This window comes from Sphingomicrobium marinum (assembly GCF_026157105.1).
GTDB lineage: Bacteria > Pseudomonadota > Alphaproteobacteria > Sphingomonadales > Sphingomonadaceae > Sphingomicrobium > Sphingomicrobium marinum.
Window position 1 is genome coordinate 739,773 of the sequence record NZ_JANPVQ010000001.1, and the last position, 24,524, is coordinate 764,296.

26 protein-coding genes are annotated in these 24,524 nt (G+C 62.7%); 21 read left to right on the forward strand and 5 right to left on the reverse strand.

The window, feature by feature from the left end; all coding sequences use genetic code 11:
• Positions 1-24 precede the first annotated feature (24 nt).
• Genes argS through tatC form a run of 8 tightly spaced genes read left to right on the forward strand, consistent with a single transcriptional unit; the run spans position 25 to position 6,232 of the window.
• Positions 25-1,752, forward strand: a complete 1,728-nt coding sequence (gene argS / locus NUX07_RS03735; RefSeq protein WP_265528940.1) for an arginine--tRNA ligase — start codon at positions 25-27, stop codon at positions 1,750-1,752.
• On the forward strand, positions 1,752-2,429 hold the full coding sequence (locus NUX07_RS03740; RefSeq protein ID WP_265528941.1) for an SPOR domain-containing protein: 678 nt from the start codon (positions 1,752-1,754) through the stop codon (positions 2,427-2,429). The genes argS and NUX07_RS03740 overlap by 1 nt, the downstream gene beginning before the upstream one ends.
• Positions 2,429-3,433, forward strand: a complete 1,005-nt coding sequence (gene nagZ, locus NUX07_RS03745) for a beta-N-acetylhexosaminidase (RefSeq protein WP_265528942.1) — start codon at positions 2,429-2,431, stop codon at positions 3,431-3,433. Before NUX07_RS03740 ends, nagZ begins: the two co-directional genes overlap by 1 nt.
• Positions 3,434-3,455: 22 nt before the next feature.
• Complete coding sequence (locus NUX07_RS03750; protein WP_265528943.1) at positions 3,456-4,205, forward strand: segregation and condensation protein A; 750 nt, start codon at positions 3,456-3,458, stop codon at positions 4,203-4,205.
• Positions 4,205-4,789: an SMC-Scp complex subunit ScpB gene (gene scpB / locus NUX07_RS03755; RefSeq protein ID WP_265528945.1), complete on the forward strand. Its 585-nt coding sequence runs from the start codon at positions 4,205-4,207 to the stop codon at positions 4,787-4,789. The genes NUX07_RS03750 and scpB overlap by 1 nt, the downstream gene beginning before the upstream one ends.
• A 28-nt stretch (positions 4,790-4,817) precedes the next feature.
• Positions 4,818-5,051, forward strand: a complete 234-nt coding sequence (locus tag NUX07_RS03760; protein WP_265528947.1) for a twin-arginine translocase TatA/TatE family subunit — start codon at positions 4,818-4,820, stop codon at positions 5,049-5,051.
• Between the two features lie 9 nt (positions 5,052-5,060).
• Complete coding sequence (locus tag NUX07_RS03765; RefSeq protein ID WP_265528949.1) at positions 5,061-5,414, forward strand: Sec-independent protein translocase subunit TatA/TatB; 354 nt, start codon at positions 5,061-5,063, stop codon at positions 5,412-5,414.
• The gene (gene tatC / locus NUX07_RS03770; RefSeq protein ID WP_265528951.1) at positions 5,411-6,232 is read left to right on the forward strand and encodes a twin-arginine translocase subunit TatC; all 822 of its coding nucleotides are present in this window, start codon (positions 5,411-5,413) and stop codon (positions 6,230-6,232) included. Before NUX07_RS03765 ends, tatC begins: the two co-directional genes overlap by 4 nt.
• Positions 6,233-6,379: 147 nt before the next feature.
• Here tatC and NUX07_RS03775 read toward each other — a convergent pair whose 3' ends face one another.
• Together NUX07_RS03775 and NUX07_RS03780 are read right to left on the reverse strand one after the other, a co-directional pair.
• Positions 6,380-7,888 carry a sensor histidine kinase gene (locus NUX07_RS03775; RefSeq protein ID WP_265528952.1) on the reverse strand — a complete coding sequence of 503 codons (1,509 nt, stop codon included), beginning with the start codon at positions 7,886-7,888 and terminating at the stop codon, positions 6,380-6,382.
• A gap of 33 nt (positions 7,889-7,921) precedes the next feature.
• A complete protein-coding gene (locus NUX07_RS03780; protein ID WP_265528953.1) occupies positions 7,922-8,098 on the reverse strand; it encodes a NepR family anti-sigma factor in 177 nt (58 codons plus the stop codon).
• 291 nt (positions 8,099-8,389) lie between these two features.
• Between NUX07_RS03780 and NUX07_RS03785 the strand changes: the two genes are divergently transcribed.
• Entirely contained in the window at positions 8,390-9,187 is a 798-nt protein-coding gene (locus NUX07_RS03785; RefSeq protein WP_265528955.1) for a response regulator, read from the forward strand.
• Between the two features lie 120 nt (positions 9,188-9,307).
• Positions 9,308-9,937 (forward strand): sigma-70 family RNA polymerase sigma factor, encoded by a 630-nt coding sequence (locus tag NUX07_RS03790; protein WP_407696141.1) that lies wholly within the window; start codon positions 9,308-9,310, stop codon positions 9,935-9,937.
• A 9-nt stretch (positions 9,938-9,946) separates the two neighbouring features.
• Here the strand turns inward: NUX07_RS03790 and NUX07_RS03795 are convergent, their stop codons facing one another.
• A complete protein-coding gene (locus NUX07_RS03795) occupies positions 9,947-10,126 on the reverse strand; it encodes a hypothetical protein (protein WP_265528957.1) in 180 nt (59 codons plus the stop codon).
• Positions 10,127-10,193: 67 nt separating this feature from the next.
• On the opposite strand from NUX07_RS03795, the gene NUX07_RS03800 reads away from it, so the two are divergent.
• From NUX07_RS03800 to zapE, 5 genes are all read left to right on the forward strand, one after another.
• The gene (locus NUX07_RS03800) at positions 10,194-12,872 is read left to right on the forward strand and encodes a bifunctional [glutamine synthetase] adenylyltransferase/[glutamine synthetase]-adenylyl-L-tyrosine phosphorylase (RefSeq protein ID WP_265528958.1); all 2,679 of its coding nucleotides are present in this window, start codon (positions 10,194-10,196) and stop codon (positions 12,870-12,872) included.
• On the forward strand, positions 12,865-13,323 hold the full coding sequence (locus NUX07_RS03805) for a peroxiredoxin (protein ID WP_265528960.1): 459 nt from the start codon (positions 12,865-12,867) through the stop codon (positions 13,321-13,323). The genes NUX07_RS03800 and NUX07_RS03805 overlap by 8 nt, the downstream gene beginning before the upstream one ends.
• A 65-nt stretch (positions 13,324-13,388) precedes the next feature.
• Positions 13,389-14,168, forward strand: a complete 780-nt coding sequence (locus tag NUX07_RS03810) for a succinate dehydrogenase iron-sulfur subunit (RefSeq protein ID WP_322597185.1) — start codon at positions 13,389-13,391, stop codon at positions 14,166-14,168.
• Between the two features lie 33 nt (positions 14,169-14,201).
• Complete coding sequence (locus NUX07_RS03815; RefSeq protein WP_265528962.1) at positions 14,202-14,690, forward strand: PaaI family thioesterase; 489 nt, start codon at positions 14,202-14,204, stop codon at positions 14,688-14,690.
• Positions 14,674-15,780, forward strand: a complete 1,107-nt coding sequence (zapE, locus tag NUX07_RS03820) for a cell division protein ZapE (RefSeq protein WP_265528964.1) — start codon at positions 14,674-14,676, stop codon at positions 15,778-15,780. Before NUX07_RS03815 ends, zapE begins: the two co-directional genes overlap by 17 nt.
• A 74-nt stretch (positions 15,781-15,854) precedes the next feature.
• Here the strand turns inward: zapE and NUX07_RS03825 are convergent, their stop codons facing one another.
• Positions 15,855-16,217 (reverse strand): hypothetical protein, encoded by a 363-nt coding sequence (locus NUX07_RS03825; protein WP_265528965.1) that lies wholly within the window; start codon positions 16,215-16,217, stop codon positions 15,855-15,857.
• A gap of 168 nt (positions 16,218-16,385) precedes the next feature.
• Between NUX07_RS03825 and NUX07_RS03830 the strand changes: the two genes are divergently transcribed.
• The 4 genes from NUX07_RS03830 (at position 16,386) to sucD (ending at position 19,299) form a co-directional block, all read left to right on the forward strand.
• Entirely contained in the window at positions 16,386-16,883 is a 498-nt protein-coding gene (locus tag NUX07_RS03830; protein ID WP_265528966.1) for a DUF6265 family protein, read from the forward strand.
• A 111-nt stretch (positions 16,884-16,994) separates the two neighbouring features.
• Positions 16,995-17,957, forward strand: coding sequence for a malate dehydrogenase (gene mdh / locus NUX07_RS03835; protein WP_265528968.1), 963 nt, complete (start codon positions 16,995-16,997; stop codon positions 17,955-17,957).
• Positions 17,954-18,415, forward strand: a complete 462-nt coding sequence (locus tag NUX07_RS03840; protein WP_265528969.1) for a hypothetical protein — start codon at positions 17,954-17,956, stop codon at positions 18,413-18,415. The genes mdh and NUX07_RS03840 overlap by 4 nt, the downstream gene beginning before the upstream one ends.
• Complete coding sequence (sucD, locus tag NUX07_RS03845) at positions 18,415-19,299, forward strand: succinate--CoA ligase subunit alpha (RefSeq protein WP_265528970.1); 885 nt, start codon at positions 18,415-18,417, stop codon at positions 19,297-19,299. Before NUX07_RS03840 ends, sucD begins: the two co-directional genes overlap by 1 nt.
• Before the next feature lie 51 nt (positions 19,300-19,350).
• Here sucD and NUX07_RS03850 read toward each other — a convergent pair whose 3' ends face one another.
• Entirely contained in the window at positions 19,351-20,280 is a 930-nt protein-coding gene (locus tag NUX07_RS03850; protein WP_265528972.1) for a glycerophosphodiester phosphodiesterase family protein, read from the reverse strand.
• A gap of 149 nt (positions 20,281-20,429) precedes the next feature.
• Between NUX07_RS03850 and NUX07_RS03855 the strand changes: the two genes are divergently transcribed.
• Both NUX07_RS03855 and odhB read left to right on the forward strand, forming a co-directional pair.
• Positions 20,430-23,219 carry a 2-oxoglutarate dehydrogenase E1 component gene (locus NUX07_RS03855; RefSeq protein WP_265528974.1) on the forward strand — a complete coding sequence of 930 codons (2,790 nt, stop codon included), beginning with the start codon at positions 20,430-20,432 and terminating at the stop codon, positions 23,217-23,219.
• Positions 23,220-23,233: 14 nt separating this feature from the next.
• On the forward strand, positions 23,234-24,499 hold the full coding sequence (gene odhB, locus NUX07_RS03860) for a 2-oxoglutarate dehydrogenase complex dihydrolipoyllysine-residue succinyltransferase (RefSeq protein ID WP_265528976.1): 1,266 nt from the start codon (positions 23,234-23,236) through the stop codon (positions 24,497-24,499).
• Positions 24,500-24,524: the final 25 nt, after the last annotated feature.

Sequence of the window (24,524 nt, forward strand, 5' to 3'; positions counted from 1 at the left end):
ACACCAGTTTCAACGGAAAATATCGTGTCCCTTTATGCTCGTTTCGGTGCCGCGCTTGGCACCATCCTCGATGACCTGACCGCGGCTGGCGACCTGCCGGAGGACTTGAACCGCAAGAATATCGCGGTCGAACCGCCGCGCGATCCTTCGCATGGCGACCTCGCGACCAATGCCGCGATGGTGCTTGCCAAGCCCGCCAAGACCAATCCGCGCGCGCTGGCCGAGAAGATCGCGCCCGAATTGGAGGCGGTCGCCGGGGTCACCGCGGTCGAAATTGCCGGGCCCGGTTTCATCAATATCCGCCTCGATGGCGGGGTGTGGCAGGATGAACTCAAGGCAATCCATGCCGCCGGTGACGATTTCGGCAAGAGCGCGATGGGCGAGGGGCAGCGCGTCAACGTCGAATATGTTAGCGCCAACCCGACCGGGCCGATGCACATGGGGCATTGCCGCGGCGCGGTCGTGGGCGATGCGCTCGCTTCGCTCCTGGAAGCGGCGGGCTATGCGGTCACGCGCGAATATTATGTCAACGATGCGGGCAGCCAGGTCGATACGCTCGCGCGCTCGGCGCACCTACGGTACCGCGAGGCGCTGGGCGAGGACATCGGCGACATTCCCGAGGGTTTCTATCCCGGCGATTACCTCAAGCCCGTAGGGGCGGCGCTTGCCGATGAATTTGGCGACAAGTATCAGGCCGCGCCCGAGAGCGAGTGGTTGCCGCTGTTCAAGCCGCGTGTGGTCGCCTTGATGATGGACCGCATCCGCGCCGACCTGGCGACGCTCGATATCCATCACGACCTGTTTGCCTCCGAGGCGGAATTGCAGGCGTCGGGCAAGGTCGACGAGGCGCTCGAGACGCTGAAAGCCAAGGGGCTTATCTATACCGGCATGCTCGAAGCGCCCAAGGGCGAGACGCCCGAGGATTGGGAGCCCGTCGAGCTGACGCTGTTCAAATCGACAGAATTTGGCGACGACCAGGATCGGCCGATGCGCAAGTCGGATGGCAGTTGGACCTATTTTGGCGCCGATAGCGCCTACCACCTGCAAAAGGCGCAGGCGGCTGATCATCTCGTCAATATCTGGGGCGCCGACCATGCGGGGACGGTCAAGCGCATCCAGTCGGCAGTAACTGCGCTGACCGATGGCCGCGTCGATCTCGACGTCAAAATCGTCCAGATGGTCAAGCTGCTGCGCGCGGGCGAGCCGATTAAGATGTCGAAGCGCGCGGGCAACTTCGTGACGCTTGCCGACGTCGTCGAGGAAGTCGGCAAGGACGTGGTGCGCTTCATGATGCTGACGCGCAAGGCCGACGCGCCGCTCGATTTCGATTTCGCCAAAGTGGTCGAAGCGTCGAGGGATAATCCGGTCTTTTACGTGCAATATGCGCATGCGCGGATCTGCAGCTTGGAGCGTAAAGCCAAGGAAGCGGGCATCAGCACCGATGGCGCCGATCCGGCGCTCCTCGACGATGAGGAATTGGGCGTCGTGAAGCTTGCCGCGCAATATCCGCGGATTGTCGAACAGGCGGCTGCGGCGCACGAGCCGCACCGCATCGCCTTCCATCTTTACGACCTTGCGGCGGCTTTCCACGCGGCGTGGAATCGCGGCAATGACGACCCATCCAAGCGTTTCCTTCTGGAACAGCAACCCGTGCTTAGCGCGGCACGGCTTTATTTGGCGCGCGCGATCGGGCAGGTTCTCAAAAACGGCCTTGCCATCATGGGGGTGGAGGCCGCCGAGGAGATGCGTTGATGGCGGAAACCCGCGCCGGTTACGACGAAGACCTGCCCTGGCTCGAGGCAGTCGATGACGAGGATGCGCCGCCCGCTGTTTCTGCGCGCAAGATGATCGCCTTCATCGCGGTCGTGCTGATTGCGATGGCCGCGGTCGCGGGCACGATGTTCTACGTCGGCCGCGACGCCGGGCCGATAGGCGGCGAACCCGAGCTGATCGCCGCGCCTGAAGGCCCCTACAAAGTGCAGCCGGACGATCCCGGCGGCCTCGATGTCGCCGGCGATAGCGAGACCGCCTATGCCACGTCGGCAGGGGAAGAGACTTATTCGGAGATCGATACCGCTGCGGTCGAGGAGACGCCGGTGATCGCGGTCGATCCGACACCTGCCCCTGCGCCGCGCGAGGCCCCCGTTGCGGGCGCGCCTGAACCGGTCGAGCGCCCCGCACCGGCCACGCCATCGGGCGTTTTGATCCAACTCGGAGCCTATACCTCGGCGCGCCAGGCCGAAGCTGCCTGGGTGCTGCTCTCGTCGCGCTTTCCCGAGGTCGCAGCGCTCGAAAAATATGTGCCGACGGCGCGCGTCAACGGGCGGCTCTATCATCGGCTGCGTGCAGCGGCGCCCGACCGCGCCACCGCGGTCGCGGCTTGCGATGCCGTAAAAACCGGCGGCGAAAACTGCGTCCTGGTCAACTGATGCAGGCCTGTATTTACGGGCTGGAAGGCCCGGCGCTCAATGACGACGAACGCGCCTTCTTCAAGGATGCCGATGCGTGCGGCTACATCCTGTTTGCCCGTAATATTGAAAACCGCGAGCAATTAAAGGCACTTACCGATGATCTGCGGGCCATTTCGGGTCGCGCCGATGTGCCGATCCTGATCGACCAGGAAGGCGGGCGCGTGGCACGGATGCGTGCGCCCGAGTGGATGAATTTCCCGCCGATGGGCGTATTCGAGGCGCTTTATGACAAGGCCCCCTCGTCGGCACTTGAAGCGGCGCGGGTCAATGCGCGCGCGCTCGGCCTGATGCTCGCCGAAGTCGGCATCAACGTGGATTGCCTGCCCGTGCTCGATGTGCGCCAGGAAGGCGCCGACCAGATCGTCGGTGACCGCAGCCTTGCCGGAAATCCGATGTGGGTGGCCAGCCTGGGACGCGCGGTGATCCGGGGCCTTCATTCGGCGGGCGTGGTCAGCGTCGTCAAACACATGCCGGGCCATGGCCGCGCGCTGGTGGACAGCCACAAGGAAACGCCGACCGTCACGGCGACCGGCCCCGAACTCGACGATGATCTCTATCCCTTCGAGCAGCTCAACGATGCGCCGATGGGCATGGTTGCCCACGTGGTCTACACGGCCTGGGACCCCGATAACGTCGCCAGCCAGTCGCCCACCGTGATTGAGGATATCATCCGCGAGCGCATCGGGTTCGACGGCTTCCTGATGAGCGATGACATCAACATGGAAGCGCTCGACGGCGATGCTGCTCAGCGCGCGCTCGCCACCGTCAAAGCCGGCAATGACGTGGCGCTGCACTGCTCGGGCAAGCTCGTTGAGATGGAAGCGATCGCCGCGCAAATCCCGGCGATGGGCAAGAAGGCCCAAGAGCGTCTGGCTGCGGCCATGGCGATCCAGCCCGATGACGAACCGCTCGATTTTGCCGCATGCGTCGCCAAGCGCGACGAATTGCTGGCGCTTGCCTGAAAATAGGGTAGGTTCGCGACTCATGAGCGAACCGCTTTTCCAGCCTGTGCGCGATGAGGATGCGCTGCATCTCGATATTGACGGGTGGGAAGGTCCGCTCGACCTGTTGCTAAGCTTGGCGCGCGGCCAGAAGGTCGATCTCGCGCAGATTTCCATCCTCGAGCTGGTCGAACAATATCTCGGCTTTATCGAGGACGCCAAGGCGCTCAAACTGGAGCTGGCGGCCGATTATCTCGTGATGGCGGCGTGGCTGGCCTATCTAAAGAGCTGCCTGCTGCTTCCCAAGGACCCCGAACAGGATCCGAGCCCCGAGGAATTGGCGCTTCGTCTGCAGCAGCGCCTGATGCGGCTGGATGCGATGCGCGAGGCGGGGGCGCGGCTGCTCGGTTCCGATCGGCTAGGCCGCGATGTGTTCGCCCGCGGCGCGCCCGAAGGCCTGCGCACCGAGCGCAAGGCCGTTTGGCGGGCGACCGCCTATGATCTGTACGCCGCGTACGGCCAGCTTCGCGCGCGTACGCAGCCGGCCGTGCACATGGTGCACGATCGCCGCGTGATGACGCTGGAAGATGCGATGCACCGCGTCGGGCAGATGCTGGGTATTGCGGTGGAATGGACTGCGCTCGAAGCCTTCCTGCCCGTCACCAGCGATCCGGCCTACAGGAAGTCCTGCCTTGCCTCATCCTTCCTTGCCGCGCTTGAACTCGCGCGTCAGGGGCGGCTCGATATCGAGCAGGAAGAGGCGTTTGACGAAGTGCGCGTGAAGGCCGCCTGATGGACGATTTCGCCCGCGCCGTCGAAGCTGTGCTGTTTGCCAGCGATGAACCGCTGAGCGTCGAGGATATCGCGGCGCATGCGGGCGAGGGCGACGTGCAAGCAGCGCTCGAGGAACTGGCGGCGCATTACGGCGCGCGCGGTATCGAACTGGTCGAACGGGGCAAGCGCTGGCATTTCCAGACGGCATCCGACCTGGCGCACCTGCTCCGGCGCGAGCGCGAGGAGCCGCGGCGCCTGTCGCGGGCGGCGACCGAAACGCTCGCCATCATCGCCTATCACGAACCCGTCAGCCGCGCCGAAATCGAGGCTATCCGCGGGGTGCAGATCAGCAAGGGCACGCTCGATGTGCTGATGGAGGCCGGTTGGGTCCGTACCGGGGCGCGGCGCGAGACGCCCGGGCGACCGCTAACCTACGCCACTACCAAGGATTTCCTGACCCATTTCGGGCTGGAAAGTCGCCGCGACCTGCCAGGTATCGACGATCTCAAGGCCGCGGGGCTGCTCGATCCGCTCGACGAAGACGCGCTCCAGTTACAACTTGAGGACGACGACGAGGTGGAAACCGAGGACGAAGACGCCTAAGTAGCGGGTAAAAATTGGAGACATTCACATGAGTCAGATCGGTCTTCCGGGCCTCTTGATCCTCGCCTTCCTCATCCTGCTGCTGTTTGGCCGCGGGCGGTTTTCGAGCCTGATGGGCGATGTCGCGCAGGGGCTCAAAAGCTTCAAGAAAGGGATGGCCGACGAGGACCAGCCCAAGAAATCCGAGCCTAAGCAGTTGCCGCGCGAAGATGATGTTATCGACAGCGAAGCGACGCGGGACCGCGATCAGTCCCACAGCTAACACGGCGCCATGTTCGGCATCGACACTTCTGAAATCCTGATCATCGTGATCGCGGCGCTGATCTTCATCGGGCCCAAGGAACTACCGGGCGCGATGCGCGCTGTCGGGCGATTTTTCGGAAAGATCCGACATTATTCGCGCCATTTCACCGCCGGTATCGAAAGCGCCATGCGCGAGGCCGAGCTTGAGGAGATGGAGAAGGAGTGGCGCGCGCAAAACGACAAGATCATGCAGGAATTCCCCTCGATCGATGACACGCCGGTGATGACGCCCAAGCCGACGCGCGACGATGGCGAGGCCGAACTACCTGAAAAGCCCGCGCAGCCCGGACTTCCGCTCGATGACGGAAAGCCCGCGTCATGAGCGAGATCGACGACAGCAAGGCACCCCTGCTCGACCATCTGATCGAACTGCGTCGCCGCCTGCTGGTGTCGGTTGCGGTGCTCTTCGTTACGTTCTTCATCTGCTATTATCTCGCCAAGCCGATTTTCTCGGTGCTGGTGCAGCCGCTGTTGGCAGCGGGACAAGGCAAGCTGATCTTCACCAACATCTTCGAAGCCTTTTTCGTCGAGGTAAAGGTTGCCTTCTTCGCGGCGATCATGGTGAGCTTTCCCGTCTTCGCGACGCAGCTGTGGCGCTTTGTCGCACCGGGGCTCTACAAGAAGGAAAGGCGCGCTTTTCTGCCGTTTCTGCTGCTGACACCGGTCTTTTTCGCGGCCGGTGCGAGCTTCGCCTATTTCGTTGCCATGCCAATCGCCTTGAACTTCCTGCTGGGCTTCGAGGGCGAGGTCGGTGGGGTGTCGACCGAGGCGCTGCCCGCTATCGGCAACTATCTCGAATTTTCGACGAAATTCATGTTCGGCTTCGGGCTCGCCTTCCTGTTGCCGATCCTGATGATGATCCTGGAGCGCGCCGGGATCGTGACACGCGAGCAATTGGTGAAGGGCCGTCGCTACATGGTCGTCGGCGCCTTCTTCCTTGCCGCCGTGCTGACGCCGCCTGATGCGATCAGCCAGATCATCCTCGCGATCCCGCTGATCGCGCTTTACGAGTTTGCCATCATTGCCATCCGCGTGACGCATTGGCGCCGCGCGCGCACCGCTGCTGCGGCTGACGAAGAAGGCCTGGATTCCGAAAAGAATTTGGGCCCGCAATCGTCACCGGGGGGGGGGGAGGGTTGACGATAGCGGGCCCATTTATTCGGATAGCGAGAGCGGGGGGGGGCATAAGGTCACTATCCGAATATAAAAACGCGCTTTTCGGGGCAGGGTTCCTAGGGGAGAAAACTTTTTTGGCCGCAACCGAAACGATCCCTGAAAAGCAGGATTTTAGTCCGGAAAGATTGGAAGTTCGACGGCGTAGCGCCCGACTTTTTTCTCCAGCGGCGAGCGCAATTGGCGCGCCAGACCTTCGACAATGCGTTCGAACTGTTCGAACCCTTTGGGGGCCGGATTGCGCTCGACCAGTGCCTCCGACGATATCTCGAGCCGAGCCGTCAGCTCGCTCGACGGGCGCAGCTGGATCTCGATCGTTTCCCCGTTGCCGTGGGTCAGGATGAACTCGACGACCTCGGTCACCAGAAAGGCGACCGCGACCGCGGTATCCTGCGTCGTCGAAGCTGTAATAAGATCGAGTTCGATCCGCGAGGGCGTCTCGCCGTCCGCACTGGCGCGCAGTCCCGCGCTCAACTCGGTCAGCAGCGGGCGTAGCTGTATGCCGCGGCTTTCCTCGACCTCGGCGAAATGGTTGCGGTGGACGACCGCAAGCGCTTCGACGCGCCTACCGATGCCGGCGTAAGCCGCTTGCGCTTCGGCGCCCTCGGCGCCGCGTGAGTGGATGTTGAGTAGCGAGGCCACGACCTGGAGGTTGTTCTTCACGCGGTGGTGAACCTCGCGGACAAGGCGGCGCTGGCCTTCGAGCGCGTCGCTCATGGCGGTTTCGGACTGTTCGATTTTCTGCATCGAATCCGAAAAAGCGTGCCCAAGGTCCCTGATCTCGCTGGCCGGACCAAGCTTGTCGGGAACTTCGAAATCGCCCTTGTCGGGTTCGTGCGATTGGACCGCGCCTTGCAAGCGGCGCAGCGGCCGGACCAGCAGTCCATTGACCATCGCCCAGGCGACCAGCACCGCCAGCGCGAACATTGCGACTGGTAGAAAGATCAGCAGGCGATCGGCATTGCTCAATTGGCTCACGTCGGTCGCGGCGAACGCCTCGATCCGGTCATTCGCCAGGTCCAGCGACTTGCGATAGGGCATATGGTCTTCCAAAGGCGCTTCATCGTTTGCCAGTACCGGCAAGCGGCGCCCTTCGGTGTCGATCAGACCGAAAACCTTTATATTGTCGCTGGCAGAGGCGACGGCGGCGCGGATATCGGCCACCGGCAACATGCTGGTTACGGTCCCGCCGTCCACCGTCACCCGCATCAGGACGGCATCGCCGTCCTCGTTCACGCGAAACCGGATTTCCCCCGGCGTAGCCGCGCGATCGGATCGGATCGTGTCGATGCGGCCATCACCGCAGATCCTTTGGTTATCAAGCGTATCGATCGCAAAAGGCAGCTGGACGCCGGGCGTATTGGCCAGCGACAGACGAGCGGCCTCGCAAGGATCGGACGCCCCCGCGCCGAAAGCGCCGCCGGCGGCAATCCGAAGTGCCAAGGCGTTGCGTGAAAAAAGCGCTTCGACGTTGCTAGCGGCGGTTTCGAGGCTGGCGTCGGCAGCCTTTTCGCGTGCTCTTTGGGATTCGGCGATTTCGTGCTGCGCGCTATAGGTGAGCAAGGCGCCGATCGGGAGCAGCGCCAGAGACATGACCAGCAGGAGCTGGACCGGGCTACTCATTCGAGATTTGCGTGCGGGGCTGTTCATGACAGCCTATTTCAGCTTTTTCAGCAGGTCCTCGAATTCGGTAGGGACGTCTTCGCGCAAGGTATCGTCATAGACCGAACGCAAAGCGCGCGCGACCTGGTCAGACGACTTTCCCTCTGCTGGCGAGTTCGTTTCCGTTTCGGACTTCTTGCCCTCGGACGAACCGGTCCTCTCTTTACCCAACCCAATTTCCTCTCTGTGCGAGCGGACACGCGCGATCGGATGTTCCCCTCCAAGCGTCCCGCTGCCGCTGCCGGTTTCCCGGCCATGTCGCCGTCTTCTCGGACGACGTCAACGAAAACAATTTCGTCCAAGTGGTCGGCATGTGAAACCAAAGGGCGACTGCTTTGTTCCCTCACCGAACAGGCTTTGTCGTTTCACTGTTTCCATAAGGGCACGGTAAGGGGCTAGGTCACAATTAGGGTTGGGCGATTCGCAGGGACACGCGGTCGCTTACCGAACGGGAGAAAATTTATGTCGCTGGGTGAAGAACTCGCACCGCATTTGCCGTTCCTGCGTCGTTATGCGCGCGCTTTGACGGGGAGCCAGCAGCACGGTGATAACTATGTGCGCACCACGCTGGAAACGATTGTCGATAATCCCGAGGAATTTCCGAGCGACGTCGACCCGCGCCTGGGCCTATACCGCACCTTCCATGCGATCTGGTCGAGCGCCCATGTCGAGGACACCGAAGACCCCACGACCAACGCCGACAATGCCGAGAATATCGCGCAGGCCCGCCTGTCGAAGATTACGCCACTGTCGCGCCAGGCGCTGCTGCTGACCAGTCTTGAGGGCTTTTCCAACAAGGAAACGGCTTATCTGATCGATGTCAGCGAGGAAGATGTCGAGAGCCTGGTGAACGAAGCCACAGGCGAAATCGAACGCCAGACCCGCGCCGAAGTGCTGATCATCGAAGATGAACCCATCATCGCGATGGATATCGAGACGATTGTCAGGGACCTCGGCCACAACGTGACCGGCGTTGCGGTCACGCGCGACGAAGCGGTTGCCGAAGCGCGTGCCAACCGCCCCAGCCTGGTGCTGGCCGACATCCAACTTGCCGACAACAGCTCGGGGATCGATGCGGTCAAGGACATCCTCGGCGATTTCAAGGTGCCGGTCATCTTCATTACCGCGTTCCCCGAACGCCTGCTGACCGGATCGCGGCCCGAACCCACGTTCCTGATCACCAAGCCGTTCCAACGCAACACGGTCAAGGCGGCGATCAGCCAGGCCTTGTTCTTCGACGCTGCGACGGTGCCGGCCTGACCAGCGCATCGGCGGCGGGTTGTCACCCCGCCCGCTGCTTCCTACATTCGTTAAGCTCTCATAACCGAGAGCGCGTGAGTCGTCCGTTCAACACGGAACTCGGGTTTTTTGGGGATCATCTTGGCCAAGAACAGCACCGATCAGGAAGGCAAGAAGCCCGACCCCGTCCCGTTGCCCGACGACGAGTTCAAGGATCAGCTGGGGCAAGTCATCCCCCATTTGCGCGCCTTTGGTCGGTCACTTTCAGGCAATCGCGACACCGCTGACGATCTGGTCCAGGAGACGCTGCTCAAAGCCTGGGCGGCACGCAAGCGTTTTCAGGCTGGCACCAACATGCGCGCCTGGACCTTCATCATCCTGCGCAACCTTTTTCTCAGCCAGATGCGCCGCGCGCGTTTCAAGGGCGAATGGGATGATATCACGGCGGCCAAGATCCTTGCCGCCCCCGCAGCGCAGGACAAGCATGTCGATCTTGCCGACATGCAGCGCGCGCTAATGCAACTGCCGCAGCCGCAGCGTGAGGCACTGATTCTCGTCGGTGCTGGCGGATTTGCCTACGAAGAAGCGGCGCAGATATGCGGGTGCGCTGTCGGCACCATCAAGAGCCGCGTCGCGCGCGGTCGCGTGGCGCTTGAAAATTTGCTCGACAGCAACGAATTGCCTTCACGCCGACAGGATTCGGCGAAGGATGACCGCACTGCGCTGCAGGCGATCATGGGCGAGGTCGATAACCTCGCCAAAGACACTTAGGCACGCCGCCTACCGCAACTGTTTGAGAAGCTCCGCAAATTCGTCGTCGTCGCACGTGTTATTCACAGGCGCGAAGGCACGCCGCAGCGAGGCGACGATACCGGCATGGGGGGAATGCGGGTCGACCATTATCTTCTGTCGATCTTCAGTACGCTTCTCCCCTGCCACAAGGAAATTGCGATCATCCATAGTAGGAAAACAACGACTCTTCGTGGCAATGGTTTCGTCACTGCGGTGAATCGTGCATGGGCATAGGATGGACCGCTCTGGTGATGTAGATGCCGCTCTCAGCCGCGCGCGCGCCCATGCGCCGTTCCTGCGCGGTGCCATGCAAAGATCGCCCGATATCGTCGAAATTTTCAGGTCCGAAGGTGCGGACGCAGCGGTGGCTGCGGCACTGGCGCGCAGCGAGGACGATGTGGGGGTCGAATTGCGCCGACGCCGCGATGCGCTGGCGCTTGCGGTGGCGTTGGGTGACCTGTCGGGGGAATTCGATCTCGAGACCGCAACGCGCCATCTTTCCGACTTTGCCGATCGCGCCATCGACCGCGCACTCGCTGCAGCGATCGACAAACGCGTCCCGGGCGCGCCCCTCGAAGGGATCACCGCAATCGCGCTCGGCAAGCTCGGCAGCCGCGAACTCAATTATTCGTCCGACGTCGACTTAATCCTGCTGTACGATCCCGAACGCCTGCCGCGGCGCGAACGCGACGATCCGGCGGAAGCCGCCATGCGCATTTCGCGCGAAATGGTCCGGTTGCTGCAGGAGCGTACCGTCGACGGGTATGTCGCGCGCGTCGACCTGCGCCTGCGCCCCGCGTCCGAAGTCACGCCGATCGCCTTGCCGGTGTCAGCCGCAATATCGCACTACGAGAGTGCGGCCTTGGGCTGGGAACGCGCCGCTTTCATCCGTGCAAGATGCGCGGCAGGCGACGCACTGCTTGGCAGCCAGTTTCTCGAAGCGGTCCAGCCGTTCGTGTGGCGGCGTGCGCTCGATTTCGGCGTCATCGAAGAAATCGGGAGCATCGCGGCAAGGGTGCGCGACCATTACGCTTCGGGGCAGACATTCGGGCCGGGCTTCGATCTCAAGCGCGGACGCGGCGGTATCCGCGAGGTCGAATTTTCGGTGCAGGCCCTGCAGATGATCCACGGCGGACGCGATCCGACGCTTCGCACCGCAGCGACGCTCGACAGCATCGTCGCGCTCAACCAGAAGGGTCATCTCGACCGCGACGGCGCGGCCATGTTGGCCGAGGCGTATCGCCGCCTGCGTACCGCCGAGCATCGCATCCAGATGGTCGATGACAAGCAGACGCATGAGATCCCGCGTGACGAGGCGGCACTGGAGAATGTGGCTGCGCTCGCCGGCTGGAACGAGGCGTCGAGCTGGCTCGATTGGTTGCGGGGGCACGTCGATGCGGTCGCTGGCGGGTTCAACAAGCTCATGCCAAGCGAAGCGGTGCAAGTCCTGCCGACCGATCGCGAAAAGCTCGACCGTGCATTGGCCCGGGCGGGGCTCGAGGAGCGGGAGGGGGCACTGCGCCTGATCGCGCAATGGCGAACCGGGCGGGCCCGCTCGCTGCGCTCGCCCGCGGCGCGATCGGCCTTCGAAGCGATGTTGCCGACGATGATCGAAGCAATCGCGGCCGCTCCCGATCCGGCGCACGCGCTCAACCGGTTTGCCGACATCGTCGAGGGTATTCCCAGCGGCGTGAATTTTTATCGCCTGCTCGAGGCGCGGCCCGAGCTGGCGCGGCTCCTGGCGCGCATCCTTTCGACTGCGCCCGCGCTTGCGCAGCAACTGGCGCGGCGGCCGGCGCTGCTCGACGGTTTGCTCGATCGATCGATGTTCGATCCGCTACCCGATGCCGAGACCTTCGCCGCGATGCTGGGCGAACAGCTCGATCCGCTCGAATATGATGTGGCGCTCGACCGCGTCCGCGCGATGGTGGGCGAGAAAAGATTCGCCCTCGGTGTGCAGCTGATCGACGGCAAGCATGATCCGCTCGATATCGCCAAAGGCTATGCGCGGGTCGCCGAGGGCGCGATCCTGGCGCTGGGCGAGCGCACCCGGCGCGAGTTCGAGATCGCGCACGGCAAGTTCGACGGCGATGGCCTGATTATCCTGGGTCTCGGGCGGCTTGGCGGCGAGGCGCTGACCCATGCCAGCGATCTCGACATCATCTTTCTCTACGACATGCCGACTGGCGAGCAATCTGACGGCCCGCGGCCGCTAGGACCGACGGATTACTATAACCGGCTGGCAAGCCGCATCAGCGCTGCATTGAGCGTGCCGACCGCGCGGGGGCCTCTTTACGAGGTGGATACCCGGCTGCGGCCCCAGGGGACCAAGGGCAGCCTTGCGGTGTCGATGGATGCGTTCGCCGCCTATCAGCGCAGCGAGGCGTGGACATGGGAGCATCTGGCGCTGTGCCGTGCCCGTCCAATTTTCGGCAGTGAAGCCGCGCAGGAAACCGCCTGTGCCATCTTGGCCGACATTTACGGAATGGACCGCGATGTCACGAAACTGCGCGAGGACGCGGCCGCCATGCGCGCAGAAATGATGCAGGCCAAGCCGCCGAAAGGTCCCTTCGACATCAAGCTTGGTGCGGGCGGGTTGGTCGATCTGGAGTTTGCTGTCCACGTGACACAGCTGGCTACGCACGAAGGCCTCGACCCCGACCTTGCGCGGGCAACCGAACAGTTGGCCGAGGCGGGGCTGGCTCCGGCCTCGCTGCCCGCCGACAATCGCCTGCTGACCGCCATGCTGGTGGTGATGCGCCTCATCGCCCCCGACACGAACAAGCCCGCGCGCGCGTCCCGGGACCTATTGGCCGAAGTGACGGGTTATCCCGATTGGGAAGCATTGCTAGAGGCGTGCCAGCAAGCGCGCCAGCGCATCAGCGACTACTGGGAGAAAGTACGACATGCTTGAAGAAGGCGACAAGGCACCCGCGATCAAGGTCACCACCACTGCGGGTAACGATATCCGGCTCGATGCACCCGGCGCGCCACTGGTGGTCTATTTCTACCCCAAGGACATGACGCCCGGCTGCACCACCGAAGCGATAGACTTTTCCGAGCATTTGGCGGAATTCGAAGCCGAGGGCGCGCGCGTAATCGGTGTCAGCCGAGACAGTGAAGAGCGGCACGAAAAATTTATCGCCAAGCACGACCTCACCGTGCCGCTGGTGAGCGACGAGGACGGCAAGGTGTCGGATGGTTTCGGCACGTGGGGCGAAAAACAGATGTACGGGAAGAAGTTCATGGGCATGCACCGCGCCACCTTCCTGCTCGACCGCAACGGTAAGATAGTGAGGGCCTGGCCCAAGGTGCGCGTGAAGGGCCATGTCGAAGAGGTGCTCGACGCGGTGAAGGCGCTCTAAAGTCCCCCTTGGAGACCGCGGCGCCTTTTGCTAGCGCGTCCCCAAGACAAGTTCGGAGATTATACGTGGCCCAACTCAGCCTGCCCAAGAACAGCGTACCCAAGAAAGGCGTCAAGCATGCTCCCCAGGAGGGTCGCCGGCTGAAGAATTTCAAGATCTACCGCTACGATCCGGATACGGGCGAAAATCCGCGTTACGATACCTACACGATCGACCTGGAAAAATGCGGGCCGATGGTTCTCGACGCGATCATCAAGATCAAGAACGAGATCGATCCGACGCTGACCTTCCGCCGCTCGTGCCGCGAAGGCATTTGCGGGTCGTGCTCGATGAACATCGAAGGCAAGAACGGCCTCGCCTGCACCAGCGCGATCGAAGATTATAAGGGCACGATCCAGATCACCCCGCTGCCGCACATGGAAGTGGTCAAGGACCTCGTTCCCGATTTCACCCATTTCTACGCGCAATATGCGAGCATCGAGCCGTGGCTGAAGAGCGAGACGCCCGAACCGTCTGGCAAGGAACGCAACCAGGCGCCCGAAGACCGCGCCAAGCTCGATGGCCTCTACGAATGCATCCTGTGTGCCTGCTGTTCGACCAGCTGCCCGAGCTACTGGTGGAATTCGGACAAGTTTTTAGGCCCGGCAGTCTTGCTCGCGGCGTATCGCTGGCTTGCCGACAGCCGCGACGAAGCGACCGGCGAACGCCTCGACCAGCTCGAGGATCCGTATCGCCTCTATCGCTGCCATACGATCATGAACTGCGCCAATGCCTGCCCCAAGGGGCTCAACCCGGCCAAGGCGATTGCCGAGACCAAAAAGATGATCGCCGAACGCGCGGCTTGACGCTGCGCGCCTTGGCCGCTTAGCGCGGCAAGCATGAGCGAACCCACACTTCCCGACGGTGCCGAGCCGCATCCCGATCATGACGGCTGGTTCTGGTGGGGCGGCTGGCGCAATCCCGACAGCTTTGCCGCGCAGATCGGCGACATGGTGTTCAAGCCAGGCGACGCGCCCGGTACCGCGATCGTGCGCATGTTCCCCGAAGAACGGCACCTCAATCCGGGTGGGTCGATTCATGGCGGCTGCGTTATGAGCTTCATCGACATGGCGCTGTTTGCAGGCGGTTTCGTCGCCGGGATGGAGCGCGCGCATTACGTGACGCTCGATTGTCACACCCGCTTCCTCAATCGCGGACGCGCGGGCGTGCCACTCGATGCGCATGTCACGCTGTTGCGGCAGACGCCGGGCGGTATCGCCTTCTTGACCGGTCATGCCGAGCAGGAGGGGACGCCGTGCTACGGCTTTACCGGGACGCTAAAGCGCGTGCGCGATCCGCGCGGCAAGGGCGATGACGACCGTAAGTGAAGCCTACGAGGCGCTGATCGCGGCGGGCGAACTCCAGCCCGACGCGGACCAGGCGCGCGCGGTCAAAGCGCTCGATCGGTTTGCGGGCGATCTTGGCACCACGCGCACCGGCTTTCTGTCACGCCTGTTCGGGCGCGAGACCCCGGCGCCGTGCGGCGTCTACATGTGGGGCGGGGTGGGTCGCGGCAAATCGATGCTGATGGATCTCGCTTTCGAGACGATCGATGCCGAGCCCAAGCGCCGCGTGCACTTTCATGCCTTTATGCTCGATGTGCACGCACGGCTGCGCGTGATGCGCGATGCGGGCAAGGACGATCCGCTGATCCGCGTTGCCGAGGAGATCGCGTCCGAGGCCCGTTTCCTCGCCTTTGATGAGATGCAGGTCACCAATACCGCCGACGCGGCGATCATGGGGCGGCTCTTCACCGCGCTGATCGACAAGGGCGTGGGGATTGTCACGACCTCCAATCGCCCGCCGTCCGATCTTTACAAGGACGGTCTCAATCGTGAGCTGTTTTTGCCCTTCATCCGACTGATCGAGGCGCAGATGCAGATTGTCGAACTGAACGGCCCGACCGATTATCGGCTCGATCGCATGAAGGGGCTCGACCTGTGGCACGTTCCCAATGGGCCCGAGGCTACCGAGGCCCTGTCCGATGCCTTTTTCCGCCTGACCGATCACGAGGTCGAGCGCGACGCAGTGCCGACCATGGAGCTGGACGTGGGGGGTGGCCGCACGCTCCATGTCCCCAAGGCGCTCAAGGGCGTCGCGGTGTTCAGCTTCAAGCGTCTTTGCGGGCAACCGCGCGGCGCGGCCGATTACCTTGCCATCGCGCAAAATTTCCACACCGTCATCATTGTCGGCATCCCCGTGATGGGTCCCGACATGCGCAACGAGGCCAGCCGCTTCGTCACGCTGATCGATGCGCTATACGAACATCGCGTGAAATTGCTCGCCGCCGCCGACGCGGAACCCGCGGGGCTGTATCCCGACGGCGATGGGAGTTTCGAATTCGCGCGGACCGTCAGCCGGCTCGAAGAAATGCAGAGCCTCGTTTACCTCGAAGCCGGGCACGGTTTCGCAGACTAGGACGCATAAGCAAAAAGGCCGCTTCTCCCGCGCATTGGGAGAAGCGGCCTCCTGAAGGGCGGTTGCACTGCCCCTTAGAAGATGGCGTCGAGCACTTCGCGGACGATCAGGGTCGTCGGGTCGACGCGATAGAGGTAATTGTCGTCGTAGACGTAGCGATTGCGCGGATCGAGGTCATAACGACGGCGCAGATCGTACGGCAGGCGATCGTAGGACGTGTAGCCGCGGAAATCGCTGTCGAAGCGATGGCCCACGTCATAGAGCTTCTTGGCCTGGCCCGGCGGCAGGCAGCCATTGCGCTTCTTGGCTAGACCCGGGGGGCAGCCCTGGTGCGCGTGCGCGCCATGTTTGCCCTTGCCGGCATGGGCGGGCTGGGCGGCAGCGGGCGTCGCGGCAAAAGCCAGCGTGCCAGCGGCGAGGATCAATAGGTTCTTCATCGGATTACTCCTGTTCTTTTGCCCTTTGCTACGCACGCCCGGCTGAATTGTTGCTGACAGTCCATGCTTTTCGCTGCGTTAGGGCAATCGATTCATCGGGCCGGCAAAACGCTTTGGCGCAGGCACCTGAGAGGGTGTAGGAAGGTGGCGGCAGCAGGGAGAACGACCATGTGGAAAACCGGACCGGCATCGCTCGCGCTGATCGCGGGATGCGCGGCGACGGGGGAATCGGTCGAAATGGTCACGGCGCAGGCCGCCGAGCCTATCGCGGCGGCCAGCTGGCTCGAGGGGCGCTGGGTCGGTACCGGCATGGGCGGCGAGATCGAGGAAATGTGGTCGCCGGCCTCGGGCGGGCAGATGGTGGGCCACTTCAGCTATGCGCGGGACGGGCAGCCGGTCTTCTATGAAATCCTGCTGATCCGCCCCGATAGCGACGGCAAGGGGCTGGAGATGCTGGTGAAGCATTTCAACGCCGATTTCACGGCCTGGGAAGACAAGGAAGAGTGGATCACCTTCGAAGCCAAGTCGGTCGGGCCCGGCACGCGGATCGACATGAAGGGTCTCAGCCTGGTGCTGGAAGACGACATCTTTACCGCCACCGTCACCATGCGCCAAAGCGACGGCAGCGTGAATGACGTGCCTTTCGTCATGAAACGCGCCGACTAGGCACAAATCGCTCTTGTGGGCGGTTGCCTCTCTAACGAGGCCCCGCTAGGTGCGTGCCCAAGATACTTCGCGCGCCCGCGCGACTCACATTCTCGTCACGGAAGGACCCCCATGGCTCGCAAGAAGATCGCCCTTATCGGTTCCGGCATGATCGGCGGCACGCTCGCCCACCTCGCCGCCAAGAAGGAAATGGGGGACGTCGTCCTCCTCGACATCGCCGAGGGGCTACCGCAGGGCAAGGCCTTGGACCTGTCGCAGTGCGGTCCGATCGAAGGGTTCGACGCCAAGATCACGGGCACCAACGATTATGCCGACATTGCCGGCGCCGATGTAGTGATCGTCACCGCCGGCGTCCCGCGCAAGCCCGGCATGAGCCGCGACGACCTGCTCGGCATCAATTTGAAGGTGATGAAGGCCGTCGGCGAGGGCATCAAGAATAACTGCCCCGACGCGTTCGTCATCTGCATCACCAACCCGCTCGACGCGATGGTGTGGGCGCTGCGCGAATTTTCGGGCCTGCCGCACAACAAGGTCGTGGGCATGGCGGGCGTGCTCGACAGCGCGCGTTTCGCCACCTTCCTCGCCTGGGAATTCGGCGTATCGACCAAGGATGTGAACGCCTTCGTGCTCGGCGGGCATGGTGACACGATGGTGCCGGTGCTGAGCTACTCGACGGTCAACGGCATTCCCGTGAATGACCTCGCCAAGATCAAGGGCATCAGCGAAGAGCGCATCGACGAGATCGTGCAGCGCACCCGCGGCGGCGGCGGCGAAATCGTCGGCCTCCTCAAGACCGGCAGTGCATATTATGCCCCCGCGACCAGCGCGATCGCCATGGCCGAAGCCTATCTTGGCGACCAGAAGCGCATCCTGCCCTGCGCCGCTTATGTCGAAGGCAAATATGGTGTTGATGGTCTCTATGTCGGCGTGCCTGCGATGATCGGTGCCGATGGCATCGAGGACGTGGTCGAAATCGACCTGTCGGACGACGAGAAGAAAAATCTCGGCGTCTCGATCGACGCTGTCGAGGAACTGGTCGAGGCCTGCAAGGGCATGGATGAGAGTTTGGCGTGACTTTGGTCACAATCAAATCGTTAATAATCGGGCTGAGTCTTTTAACCCAGGGGCCGACGCTTGAACAGCTGTTGGAGACTCCGTCAGCGCAGGAAATTGTTGATCGTTGGGGTTCCGTTTGCGTCGCAAATGCGGGCAACTTGGCTGATCAAAAAAGTGCGGTGGAAGAACTCGGCCTAGAATGGCCCTACATTGTCCGTATCGAGGAAGACGAAAATATCCGAGCCTGCTCGGTCAGTGCTGTCATCGAATCTCCCGAAGCATACGCCGAATTGTTGTTGATAACTTGGCGGGAGAACAGGCTCGGGACGTTGATGGTCGTAAGTGAATCTGAAAACCGAATTGTCATGTACGCCGTCCGTGATGGGCGACACTTCCTAGTATCGGTTGAATTGGACTACCTCGACATCAGACCGGTCGGATCCGTTACGCTAGCCGAAAGAATTGAGAGCAAATAATGAGCATTCTCGTCGACAAGAATACCAAGGTCATCACGCAGGGGATGACGGGCAATACCGGTACGTTCCACACGCAGCAGGCGCTCGATTACGGGACGCAGATGGTGGCGGGTGTGACGCCGGGCAAAGGCGGTACCGAACATCTCGGCCTGCCGCAGTTCGATACGGTTGCCCAGGCGCGCGAAGCGACCGGCGCGGACGCTAGCGTCATTTACGTGCCGCCGCCCTTCGCGGGCGACGCGATCCTCGAAGCGATTGCCGCCGAAGTGCCGCTGATCGTCGCCATTACCGAGGGCATTCCGGTGCTCGACATGGTCAAGGTGAAGCGCGCGCTTGAAGGTTCAAACAGCCGCCTGATCGGCCCCAACTGCCCTGGCGTGCTGACGCCTGAAGAGTGCAAGATCGGCATCATGCCGGGCAAGATCTTCAAAAAGGGCAGCGTCGGCGTCGTATCGCGCTCGGGCACGCTGACCTATGAAGCCGTGTTCCAGACGACCAATGAAGGCCTTGGCCAGACCACTGCGGTCGGCATTGGCGGCGATCCGGTCAACGGCACCAACTTCATCGACGTGCTCGAACTGTTCCTCGCCGACGATGCGACCGAATCCATCATCATGATCGGCGAAATTGGCGGCGATGCCGAAGAGCAGGCCGCGCAGTTCCTCGCGGATGAGGCCAAGAAGGGTCGCAGCAAGCCGACCGTCGGCTTCATCGCGGGCAAGACCGCGCCTCCGGGCCGCCGCATGGGCCATGCCGGCGCGATCGTCTCGGGCGGCAAGGGCGATGCCGACAGCAAGATCGCGGCGATGGAAGAAGCGGGCATCCGCGTTTCGCCGAGCCCGAGCGAGCTCGGCACCACGCTGACGGCGCTGCTCAAGGGCTAAGCGCTCGAGCGATCGAAATTAGAAGAGCCCCGGCATCGCGCCGGGGCTTTTTTATTGCGCCATGCAAGCAGTGGCGGCCGCGGCAAAATCCTGCCGCTCTTCAAGCGCATCGTAGACAAATTGCGGCTTGTCGGTCGACACGACGTCGAGCCCCGCTTCGACCAGCGCACGATAGGCCTCGCCGCTGGCATTCTGCTCATCAAGCGTCGCGAAGGCGCCGTAATTGGCGCCGATGCCCCGCTCGCCAAGCCTCCGCCACAAATCGATGCGCGGCGTGCTGAGCCCCGTCCACGCGGTAATGCGTTCGTCGGGCACACCCGCCGCATTGAGCGTCGCGAGGTCGCCGAGATTGTCGACGCTCGCGCTGATCATGATCTCGTCATTGGCGCGCTCCACCGTGGCAGCGTCATCGACATTGTAGGTGATGATCAGCGTGAACCCGGTGGCATCGCGCTCTTCGAGCCAGTCGATCAGCGGATCAAATGCTATGCCGCGCTTCACGTCGAGCTGGAGCAGCGCCTTGCCGCGCGCCCACTCGACGACCTCCTCGAGCGTCGAAATACCGATATCGGTGCCGTTGTACCGGACGTCCTTGAGGTCTTCGAGCGTATGGTAAGCGAGGAAGCCGCTGCCATCTGTATCCTGCTGCAATTCCTCGTCATGAAACAGCACATATTCGCCGTCGGATGTCTGACGCACGTCGATCTCGAACATCATCGGGGCGACGCTGGCATTCCACGCCAACGTCTCGATGGCATTTTCCGGATAACCGGGCCCCGCGCCGCCGCGATGCGCGCTGAGGATCGCCGTGTTGCTGTCTTGCAGGCATGCAAGGAACGGCCCCATCCCGCCCTCGGGCATTGACAGCGGCAAAGAAGGCTCTGCCAGACTGCCGCTTTCGGCGGCCGGAGCAGTGTTTTCAGCGGCGTTGCAGGCGGTGAGCGCTAGGGCAGCGGCAGCAGCGAGGATTTTGGTCTTCATGAGCCATCCCTAGCCTGCAAAAATGCCACTTTCCAGACCGCATCGGGCCTAGCCAGACCAAGCCAATCCCTCTAAGCGTTCGCACTTGCAACCTAGCTAGGGGTTGCCATGTTGACCATGCACACAAGTCGGCAGGACGATTGGGAATAATGGACGCGATTTCGACCGAGCGCGAAGAGGGGCCGAGTTGGGCCAGGCCGAACTGGCCGATTACCGAACTGGATGATGCGAACAGTGGGCTCGATCCCACGCTGGCGGTAATCGAACAGGCGCCCGAGAAGGTCGAAGCAGCGATTGCCAAGGCGCAGCCGCAGCTCGGGCAGGACGCGGTACGCGCCGCAGCCGACGCGTCGATCCGCGCGATGATGCTGATCCGCACCTACCGCGTGCGCGGCCACCTTGCCGCCAATCTCGATCCGCTCGGGCTCAGCCACAATGAATTTCACGAAGAGCTGACGCCCGAATATTTCGGCTTCAAGGATCTCTCCGAAGAAGTGTGGCTGGGCGGGGTGCTGGGTTTTGAAACCGCGTCGATCAAGCAGATCGTGGGTGTGCTGCAGGCCAATTATTGCGGCACCGCGGGCATCGAATTCATGCATATCAACGACCTCGAGGAGCGCCGTTTCATCATGGAGCGGGTCGAGGGCAAGAATGCCGAGATCCACTTCACGCCCGAGGGCAAGCAGGCGATCCTGCAAAAAGTGATCGAAGGCGAGCAGTGGGAAAAATTCCTTGCCCGCAAATATGTCGGCACCAAGCGCTTCGGCCTCGACGGCGGCGAAAGCGCCATCCCCGCGCTTGAAGCCATCATCAAATATGGCGGCGCCGCTGGCGTCACCGAAATGACCATCGGCATGGCGCACCGCGGGCGATTGAACGTGCTCGCTAACGTCATGGGCAAGCCCTACCGCGCCATCTTCCACGAATTTGCGGGCGGCGCGTCAAACCCCGAAGAAGTCGGCGGCTCGGGCGACGTCAAATACCATCTCGGCACCAGCAGCGATCGCTCTTTCGATGGCAACGAGGTGCATTTGAGCCTCATGCCCAACCCCTCGCATCTCGAGGCGGTGAACCCGGTCGTGCTCGGCAAGTGCCGTGCGGTGATGACGCTGCGCGGCGACAAGCATGGCAAGACGGTGCTGCCGATCCTGCTCCACGGCGATGCCGCCTTTGCAGGGCAGGGCATTGTCGCCGAATGCCTGATGATGAGCGGGCTGCAGGGCTATGCGACGGGCGGCACCATCCACTTCGTGATCAACAACCAGGTGGGCTTCACTACCTCGCCGCAATTCGCGCGCTCATCGCCCTATCCGAGCGATATCGCCAAATCGATCCAGGCGCCGATCCTCCACGTCAACGCGGACGATCCCGAAGCGGTAACTTGGGCCTGCAAGCTGGCCATCGATTATCGACAGACCTTCGGGCGCGACATCGTGATCGACATGTGGTGCTACCGCCGCTTCGGGCATAACGAGGGCGATGAACCCAGCTTCACCCAGCCGCTGATGTATGACGAAATCCGACAGCATCCGCCGATCAGCGAGCTTTATGCCAAGCGCCTGATCGACGAAGGCGTGATCGATGATGGATGGGTCGAAAAGGCGGTTGCCGACTTTACCGAGCACCTCGCCGAGGAATTCGAGGCCGGCAACGCCTATGAGCCAAAGCAGGCCGACTGGTTTGGCGGGCGCTGGTCGAACCTGCGTACGCCAAAAGAGGAGATCACCGGGCGCCGCAACACCACGACCAGCCTGTCGGACGAGCAATATGACATGCTCACCGACGTGCTGACGCACATCCCCGAAGCGCTCGACACCCACAAGACGCTGGGACGCATCCTGCAGGCCAAGGAGAAGATGCTCAAGGACGGCGAGGGCATCGACTGGGCGACCGGCGAGGCGCTCGCCTTCGGCAGCCTTCTTTTGGACGGCATGGGCGTGCGCCTGTCGGGACAGGATTCGGGCCGCGGCACCTTCTCGCAGCGTCATGCGGTCTGGGTCGACCAGAAGACCGGCGAGAAGTTCATCCCGCTGCGCGAAATGAAGGTACCGGGACCGCGCTTTGAAGTGCGCGACAGCCCGCTGTCCGAATATGGCGTGCTGGGCTTCGAATATGGCTATTCGCTCACCGACCCGATGAGCCTTGTATTGTGGGAGGCGCAGTTCGGCGATTTCGCCAACGGTGCGCAGATCATGATCGACCAGTTCATCGCCAGCGGCGAAGCCAAGTGGCTGCGCGCCAGCGGTCTCGTAATGCTGCTGCCGCACGGTTATGAAGGGCAGGGGCCCGAGCATAGTTCGGCACGGCTCGAGCGTTTTCTCCAGCTGTGCGCGGAAGACAATATGCAGGTCGCCAACGTAACGACGCCCGCCAACTATTTCCATCTGCTGCGCCGCCAGATGATGCGCGATTTCCGCAAACCGCTGGTCATCATGACGCCCAAGTCGCTGCTGCGCGACAAGCGGGCGACCTCGACCCGTGACGAGTTCACGGGCGAAGGGCATTTCTTCCGCATCAAGTCGGACCTCAACCCGCCGTCGGCTGCCGACACAAAACGCCTCGTCCTGTGTTCGGGCAAGGTCGGCTACGAGCTGATGACGGCGCGCGATGAGGCTGGCGATGAGACCACGCAGGTCGTTCGCATCGAGCAGCTTTACCCCTTCCCCAGCGAGCCGCTGGTCAAGCGCCTCAGCGAGATGAAAAACCTCGAAACCTGCGTCTGGGCGCAGGAAGAACCCAAAAACCAGGGTAGCTGGTTCTTCGTCGAAGAACTGATCGAGGCGTGCCTGAAGGAGGCCGGTCATGACGGGATGCGCCCGATTTATGCGGGCCGCGACGCGGCGGCTTCCCCCGCAACCGGGCTCGCCAGCAGGCACAGGAAACAACAAGCGGCCTTGATTGCCGACGCATTGGGGCATAGCAGCCCCGAGACCAAGTAAAGGACGAGGATTGCATGGGCACTGAGGTCAAGGTTCCAACGCTGGGTGAATCGATTACCGAAGCGACCGTCGGCGAATGGCTCAAACAGCCAGGCGACGCAGTGGCGCTCGATGAAGCGATCGCCAGCCTCGAGACCGACAAGGTCTCGGTCGACGTGCCCTCGCCGGTTGCCGGTATCCTGGAAGAACAGCTGTTCGAAGCAGGCGACACGGTCGAAGTCGGCGCGGTGATCGCCAAGATCGGTGACGATGCCGGTGCGGCCGGTCAGGCTTCGCCTACTCCCGAAGAAGAGCCGCAGCCCGCGCAGGATCCCGGCCCCCAGGTCGAGGATGCGCCCGAAGGCGGCGACGATGGCGCCAAGGTTCAGACGCTCTCGCCCGCGGTGCGCCGCGCGGTGCTCGAACACGGTGTCGATCCCACGCAGATCAAGGGCACGGGCAAGGATGGCCGCATCACGAAGGACGATGTGATCGCTGCCGCCGAAGCCAAGAAGGCCGCACCCAAGCCGGCCCCCGCCGCCAAGGCCGAGCCCAAGGCGGCGCCCGCACCCGCTGCCAAGCCGGCTGCCGCAAAGGGTGAGCGAACCGAAGAGCGCGTCAAGATGTCGCGCATGCGCCAGACGATCGCCAAGCGTCTCAAGGATGCGCAGAACACGGCGGCCTTGCTGACCACGTTCAACGATGTCGACATGACCGCGGTCATGGAAGCGCGCGCCAAGTACAAGGACGTGTTCGCCAAGAAGCACGGCATCCGCCTCGGCTTCATGAGCTTCTTCGTGAAGGCCTGCGCGCTGGCTGCCAAAGACGTGCCCGCGGTCAATGCGCAGATCGAAGGCGATGAGATCGTCTATCACAACTATCTCGACGTCTCGGTCGCGGTCAGCGCGCCCAAGGGCCTGGTCGTTCCCGTGATCCGTTCGGCCGACGCGATGAGCTTTGCCGAGATCGAACTAACCATCGCCGACTTCGGCAAGCGCGCCAAGGAAGGCACGCTGTCGATGGAGGAAATGCAGGGCGGCACCTTCACCATTTCGAACGGCGGCATTTTCGGGTCGCTTCTGTCGACCCCGATCATCAACCCGCCGCAGAGCGCGGTGCTCGGCATGCACCGCATCGAAGAACGCCCTGTTGCGATCGACGGCGAGGTCGTCATCCGCCCCATGATGTATCTCGCGCTCTCCTACGACCATCGCCTTGTCGACGGCCGCGAGGCGGTGACCTATCTCGTGCGCGTCAAGGAAGCGCTCGAAGATCCGATGCGCCTGCTGATCGACCTGTAGACGAGACATTTCCGCATATGTGGGC